At 62.2% G+C, this 6,475-nt stretch carries 7 protein-coding genes; 5 read left to right on the top strand and 2 right to left on the bottom strand.

Translation table 11 applies throughout. From position 1 onward, the window contains the following. The first annotated feature begins 233 nt into the window (after nucleotides 1-233). From JHC79_RS03725 to JHC79_RS03715, 3 genes are all read left to right on the top strand, one after another. Nucleotides 234-1,013, top strand: a complete 780-nt coding sequence (locus tag JHC79_RS03725) for a glycosyltransferase (protein WP_296388520.1) — start codon at nucleotides 234-236, stop codon at nucleotides 1,011-1,013. A 47-nt stretch (nucleotides 1,014-1,060) separates the two neighbouring features. Beyond that, on the top strand, nucleotides 1,061-1,879 hold the full coding sequence (locus tag JHC79_RS03720) for a glycosyltransferase family 2 protein (protein WP_296388519.1): 819 nt from the start codon (nucleotides 1,061-1,063) through the stop codon (nucleotides 1,877-1,879). Between the two features lie 245 nt (nucleotides 1,880-2,124). Beyond that, nucleotides 2,125-2,862 (top strand): hypothetical protein, encoded by a 738-nt coding sequence (locus JHC79_RS03715; protein WP_296388518.1) that lies wholly within the window; start codon nucleotides 2,125-2,127, stop codon nucleotides 2,860-2,862. A 338-nt stretch (nucleotides 2,863-3,200) separates the two neighbouring features. Here the strand turns inward: JHC79_RS03715 and JHC79_RS03710 are convergent, their stop codons facing one another. Continuing rightward, complete coding sequence (locus JHC79_RS03710; RefSeq protein ID WP_296388517.1) at nucleotides 3,201-3,956, bottom strand: HNH endonuclease signature motif containing protein; 756 nt, start codon at nucleotides 3,954-3,956, stop codon at nucleotides 3,201-3,203. A gap of 131 nt (nucleotides 3,957-4,087) precedes the next feature. Between JHC79_RS03710 and JHC79_RS03705 the strand changes: the two genes are divergently transcribed. Together JHC79_RS03705 and JHC79_RS03700 are read left to right on the top strand one after the other, a co-directional pair. Beyond that, nucleotides 4,088-5,029 (top strand): DNA cytosine methyltransferase, encoded by a 942-nt coding sequence (locus tag JHC79_RS03705; protein WP_296388516.1) that lies wholly within the window; start codon nucleotides 4,088-4,090, stop codon nucleotides 5,027-5,029. Then, nucleotides 5,026-5,886, top strand: a complete 861-nt coding sequence (locus JHC79_RS03700; protein ID WP_296388515.1) for an NgoMIV family type II restriction endonuclease — start codon at nucleotides 5,026-5,028, stop codon at nucleotides 5,884-5,886. Before JHC79_RS03705 ends, JHC79_RS03700 begins: the two co-directional genes overlap by 4 nt. Before the next feature lie 117 nt (nucleotides 5,887-6,003). On the opposite strand, the gene JHC79_RS03695 is transcribed toward JHC79_RS03700, so the two are convergent. Further along, complete coding sequence (locus JHC79_RS03695; RefSeq protein WP_296388514.1) at nucleotides 6,004-6,261, bottom strand: hypothetical protein; 258 nt, start codon at nucleotides 6,259-6,261, stop codon at nucleotides 6,004-6,006. Between the last annotated feature and the right edge of the window lie 214 nt (nucleotides 6,262-6,475).

Below are 6,475 nucleotides of genomic sequence, written 5' to 3'. Positions count from 1 at the left end.
AGACGATCGCCGCGATGGCAAAGGCCGCCTCGACCGACACCATGCCGCTCTCGTCACCCCACCGACGGGCGACCGTCGCCCCGCCTCGCGAGCCCTTCTGCGCGTCTACGAACACCGTGTTCCGACGCGCGCGGGGGACCGCTGGTTCCGCTCGGCCGAACGGTCGACACGGGTCGCCCATGGCCGCCAGACCGTGTTTACTCGTACGCATGGGTAGCGCCGAGAGACCCGCAGTGGCCGTGATCGTACCGATGTACAACGAGAAACACCTGGTCCTGGACACGTTGCGCGCTCTGGAGGCCCAGCGTTTCGACAAGCCGGTCCATCGCGACGTGCTCGGTGGATTCCGGGTGATCCTGGTCGACAACAACAGCACCGACGACACCGCAGCGATAGTGAGCGACTTCATATCGGCCGGTACGAAGGTCCCCTTCGAGATGATCACCGAACTCGAGAAGGGCACCGGGTCGGCCGCCGATGCCGGTGCACGTCGGGCCATCGAACTCGGCGCGACCTACATCGCCCGCACCGACGCCGACACGCTTCCGGCCCCGGACTGGCTCGCCTCGATCATCGCGCCGCTGCTCGGCGGCAAGCGACTGGTGGGTGGTCGGGTGCGGGCGCGCAGCGGCGACGGGATGCAGTCGACGGTGTTCAACGCCGTCGGGCGGCTCTGGCGCGTAGGACATCTCGTGGAGTGGATCCGCACCCGCGACCACGAACCGGACAAGCGACGCAGCTTCGCCGTCGTCGGCAACAATCTGGCGATCGACGCCGAGATGTACGAGAAGTCCGGCGGATTCCCCCGCACGTCCATCGAGGAGGCCGACGAGGACCAGGTGCTGCAGCAGAGTGTCCGCGCGATCACCGGACCCGAGGGAATCGCATTGGCGCCCAGGGCGATCGTCTACACATCGCTGCGACGTCTCGACGAGTACGGCACGCAGGGCTTCGTGTCCTGGTACGCATCATCCGACCGCACCGCCACGGAGCAGAACACCGACATTCGCTGACGCACGACGAAACGATCCCTCGGGGGGAACGCTAGGAGTGAGTAACGATGACAACGCAAGAACTCGACAAGATCGATGTCCACTCGGTGGCAGTGATCGTCGCTGCCTACAACGAGGAGAAGTTCATCCTCGACACGCTGCGCGCACTCGACCGGCAGCACTGGGACGACGTCATCCACCGCGACGTGCTGGGCAGTCCGCGAATCATCGTCGTGGACAACAACAGCACCGATCGCACCGCGCAGATCGTCGCAGAGCACATCGAGTCGAATCCGCGCTTCCCTGTCGAGTTGATCACCGAGACCCAGAAGGGCGTCGGGTACGCGATCGACACCGCCACGCGCCACGCCATCGACACGGGTGCGACCTTGGTCGCGCGGACCGACGCCGACACCATCCCGGACGCCGAGTGGCTCTCGCAGCTGATCCGACCGTTGCTCGACGGTAAGCGCCTCGTCGGCGGCCGACTGCGTGCGCGCACCGACGAGGGCTTCACCAACGTGGTGTTCAACGCGATCGGCGTGGCCTGGCGCCTCGGCCACGGCGTCGAGTGGTGGCGCACCCGCAAGGAGCCCGACGCCCGCCGGCGCAGCTTCGCCGTGTGCGGGCCGAACATGGCGTTCGACGCCGAGATCTACCGCGAGAGCGGCGGTTTCCCACGGGTGTCGATGGATGACGCCGACGAGGACATCATCCTGCAGCGCCGTGTCCGCGCCATCACCGGCTCGGCGGGTATCGCGCTGGCACAGAAGGCCGTCGTCTACATCTCACTGCGGCGTCTGCATGCGTTCGGCATCAAGGACTTCGTGACCTGGTACAGCACCAAGGACCGCGACACCACGGGCAAGCAGGTCGACGTCCGCTGACGAGGTTCGGACGCGACCGGTTCCGGGGCGCCTGATCCCCGAACCGGTCCGCCCGGCTCACCCCCACCGCGGTTACGAGTAGAGCAGCAGAGGTTGAAATGGTGGCGCCTCGCACGGAGTTAGAGCGCAAGGTCTAACCTCCGGTTTCGGCGGCGAGATGGTTGCGAACAGCTGGTGGACCTCGGCCATCGGCGCGATCGGTCGACCGCAAGCAAGACTTGAGCAGTGGTGGTCATAATCGCGGGGTGACAACCCCGATGCGTCTCGGCCCGCCCACACCTCCCACTCCCCCGCAGGCAACCACCCTTAGCCCACCTCAAACGGTCGAAATCCATCTTCCGAGGGATGTTGTCGACAAGTTAGCGCCGAAGCAATCCCCTGACATCTGGCTTGGGTTGACGCAGCCCTGGGCGACCATTCTTGCGGCCTGCATTGCTCTTATAGCGGCCTTGATCGCTTTTGGGGGTGTGTGGTGGCAAATACGGTCGAATGGGCGGAATCTACATAAGCAACTCGACGAACAAGATAGGTTACATTCGCTCACGCGAAGTGCCGAATGGTTGCGGATGCAACGTGGCGAGCGCATGACAGCCCTTCTTGACAGTGCCGAGAAGGCGGCCTCGATGGCCCCCCTGGCGGTCGAGTATCAGTGGCACGACGAGCTTTCCGATCCAGACTGGGACTCAGACTTGACGGACTATCCAGTCCTGGAACGTATCCGTAAACTATTCGACCCGATCTACATAGGGACGGTACCGCACGGGGTACGTCTTGAAATCCTTGGACTACCAGCGGCAGCGGCAGCCTTTAATGATTTTAGACGTGCAACTTACCAAGTGGTTCATCGGAAAAGTAATTCCTTTGCCAAGGTGAATGTCTCGGCATTACACGACATCATGCTCGAACAGTTTAGGATCGCGCTCGACACAGAGGTCACGGATGGTCAAAACGCAGAAACTGCGTTGGGTAGTGAAGGGAATTGAGCGGCTTGTGGGCGTTTAGACGCACGATGGGTTCACCGACACCAAGCCCCTTTGGGGCCGTGTAGCCACTGCTGGATTCAGTTCCGCCGCACGAGTCTCTTCGACCCGCGACGAGTGCTCGTGATGCTACAGGGCACCACCTACAGACGAAGGCCACCTCAATCCCGAGATCGATTGTCTCAGAGCGCGAGCTGCTCCTCATCCTTCGTCCCGGTCCTCGACGATCACGAGCCACAGCGCAGGCAGCAATAGGAGGAGAGTCGTAAGCGCGGTATCGGTCACCGCGCTTAGACGTAGCTTGTGGCCAGGCGGTTCCGGTGCGGGCTCGACCCGAGTAATCAGCCCCTACGCGTGGCCTCCCGCAGTCGTTGCACAACGGCCTCGCGTTCCGTCGTGGAGAGCCGCCGGATCCTGTCGTAGGCAACGTCCACCTTGTTACGTATTCGCCGGCCAGCGGTCAGCCAATCGAGCAGCGCGGTCTTGTCCTTCACGCCCAGCCGACTTACGACCGACATGACCTCATCGAGACGCTCGGGGTTCGGCGGCGTGTCCCCGGCGGGCTCATTGCATCGCGAACATTCGGTTTGGAGATTGTCGGGACTGGCGCTTGCAAGCCGCGCGCCCGCAACACGGTGACCGACTGTCATTCGCGCTTTCGAGTCGGGTTCCCGGTCGTACGGTTCCCCAGCACCGACGCCACAGACAACGCAGCGGTTGAGGTCGCGTTCGATGACCTCGCGCCTGACCGCCTGCGAGGGCTTGTCCAAACGGTTGCGTTCTCCCAGCCAGATTCGCTTTCCCTTAGCTTTGAGGACGTAGGCGTCGACGTCCTGTCCAGCGAGGTCTTTGTAGGAATCGAACCGCCAATCTTGGTCACGAAGCTGCCGAAGTCTGCGGTTCAGGTGTTCGTCATCGGCGGGTGCATCGTCACCAAGCGCACGGCGGAGTTCCTTCATCCGGAACGTATTGCCCACCTCGTAGTTGAAATACAGGTACGCGGCCAGCTTCGGCCGACCCCCGAACTTGACATTCTTGCCCGGCCACTTCTTCAGCTCCCACCACGGAACGCCCTCGTAAAACGCCTCATCGTCCACGCTCGTCAGCTAACCAGCAAGCCGGTGGCATGTCGCGGACCCAGGAGCAGTCCGCGCGGCGATACAGTCACTGTCAGTGAGGGGCTCTACGGTCTCCGTGATCCTCAACGAACACCAGGAACGGAACCACTGTGGCATTGACATCCGTCGAAATCTGCACCGGAGCGGGCGGCCAGGCTCTCGGTCTGGAACAGGCCGGTTTCAAGCATCGTGTCGTGATCGAGAACGACCACCATGCCTGCAACACCCTTCGTGCCAACCGCCCGCGCTGGAACGTAGTCGAGGAGGACCTCCGGGAATGGGACCCTACCGGCTATGAGGGCGTCGACCTTCTCGCGGGCGGCGTGCCTTGCCCGCCCTTCTCTAAGGCTGGACGTCAACTCGGGGCAGAAGACGACCGCGACCTGTTTCCACGCGCAATCGAACTTGTAGACGCTCTACGCCCGAAGGCCGTGATGCTGGAGAACGTGCGCGGCCTCATGGATATCGTCTTCCAGACCTACCGTTCGGAGGTCGAACAACAACTGGTCGAACTGGGTTACCGACCGGATTGGCGACTCCTGAACGCATCCGACTACGGAGTTCCGCAGTTGCGACCGAGGGTTGTGTTCGTAGCTATGCGTAACGACATGGGCGACTTCGAGTGGCCAACACCCGCGTCACGCAAGTCCACCCCGACAGTGGGAGAAGCACTCAAAGACCTGATGGCCGCCAACGGTTGGTCAGGAGCCGACGACTGGGCCGCACGCGCGAACACGATTGCCCCCACATTGGTTGGCGGATCGAAGAAGCACGGTGGACCGGACCTCGGGCCAACACGAGCGCGTCGCGCCTGGGAGATGCTCGGAGTCAACGGCAAAACTATTGCCGAGGAGGCGCCTGGCCCTGACCATGAGGAGATGCCCCGGCTGACCGTTCGGATGGCGGCACGCGTGCAGGGGTTCCCCGACAGTTGGGAGATCACCGGGCGTAAGACCAACGCGTACCGCCAGATCGGGAACGCGTTCCCTCCACCGGTCGCTAAGGCAGTGGGTCTTCAAATAAAAAGAGCCATTAACACCGCACAGTCGTGATCGGCGCAATCACGCGAGAGCGCGACATGTTCTACCGAGAGCTGATCTCCAACGGAACGCTTTCTATTACGGATGGCGTTGCGTCGAACGCGGACTCCAGCCAGGCCACTAGCAAGAAGATCGGGCTGTATGTGGCCAGGGCGTTGGGAGCCCAGGAAGCGCAGCGGAAGCTCATGGGACAGCGTGCGGGAACTCAATTCGAGTTGGCCGTGAAACACTTCCTGGATAGGACCTTCCCTCTCATGGCGCCAGTGCGGCCGGGCAGTTGGCAGGTGGAACACGTCGGCGGTTCCCGCAAGACCTATCAAATCGCGGTCTACGAGCCCTACACACATCTCGACGACCTCGCTCGCGCGATCGAAGCTGACCCAACGCTAGCGTCGGTGTTGGGCAACTCATATGAGGTCAGTCCTGATGTACTGATCACGCGTCGTCCCGAACCCGACCTCGTGTTCAACGACGACGAGGTCGTGGTCGATGACCACAGCGGCCTCTTCGCCGTCCTGCGAGAAGCGAACCAGGACCGCGCAATTGTCCATGCCGTTGTGTCCTGCAAGTGGACGCTGCGCTCAGACCGTGCGCAGAACGCCCGATCCGAGGCCCTCAATGTAATTCGCAACCGCAAGGGGCGCACCCCTCATATCGCGGTTGTTACGGGTGAGCCCACCCCGTCCCGGCTTGCCTCGTTGGCGCTTGGCACCGGCGACATCGACACCGTCTACCATTTCGCCCTGAACGAACTCATCGAGGCCGTTGACCTCACAAAAAACGACGAGGCGATCAGCATGTTAGGCATCCTGATCGAGGGGAAGCGTCTGCGAGATATCTCCGATCTACCCCTCGATCTCGCTGTATAACTAGCTATCTGAGGAACGGGTCGTACCGTCGGTCCACATCGCCGCCTGTTTTAGAGTCCTGCCCCTCGGCCCTCGACACTCAGCACACGTACCCACCGACCTGTCAGGTGACGGAAATCACAACGGCCAACCGCGCAAATGCGAAGCCTCACTCCGCCACATTTCCAGGGCATGAGCGACCACGGTGAAGGGGTCAGAACCGGCCGGATACGAAACCTCGATTCCCTCCTTCCGGTAGCCCGCGCCATCCTCGAATGGCTCTACGTGATCCGACAGTGCGATCTCGCCCCGGAACACGCCACCGCCCGCACGCCCCTCGAAAGCGCCAACCGTTACGCCGCCAACACTGATCTCGAAGAAGATGTCTGGGTTCATGGATCGATCACTACATCTACGTCGGCCTCGAACTACTAAAGCAATTCGCAGCGGAACCCAACAATCTCAATCACGCACACCCCGCCCCGTGCGCATCGTCACGCACCTGGATCACGTAGCAAAGCACCCCCACCATTTACCGGGTAGGGGTGCTTAGTCATATCCGAAATGTGATGGTGTCGAACTCATTCGGCGCTGTGTCGCGCGTACGCCA

This window comes from Williamsia sp. (genome assembly GCF_016462415.1).
Lineage (GTDB): Bacteria > Actinomycetota > Actinomycetes > Mycobacteriales > Mycobacteriaceae > Williamsia_A.
The sequence above is the reverse complement of the archived record's forward strand: the minus strand, read 5'-3'. Positions and strand labels throughout refer to the sequence as shown.

Bases quoted from the DNA above. Each gene is read 5' to 3' on its own strand.
- JHC79_RS03720 (WP_296388519.1), top strand. From the start codon at position 1,061: ATGACAACGCAAGAACTCGACAAGATCGATGTCCACTCGGTGGCAGTG.
- JHC79_RS03695 (WP_296388514.1), bottom strand. From the start codon at position 6,261: ATGAACCCAGACATCTTCTTCGAGATCAGTGTTGGCGGCGTAACGGTT.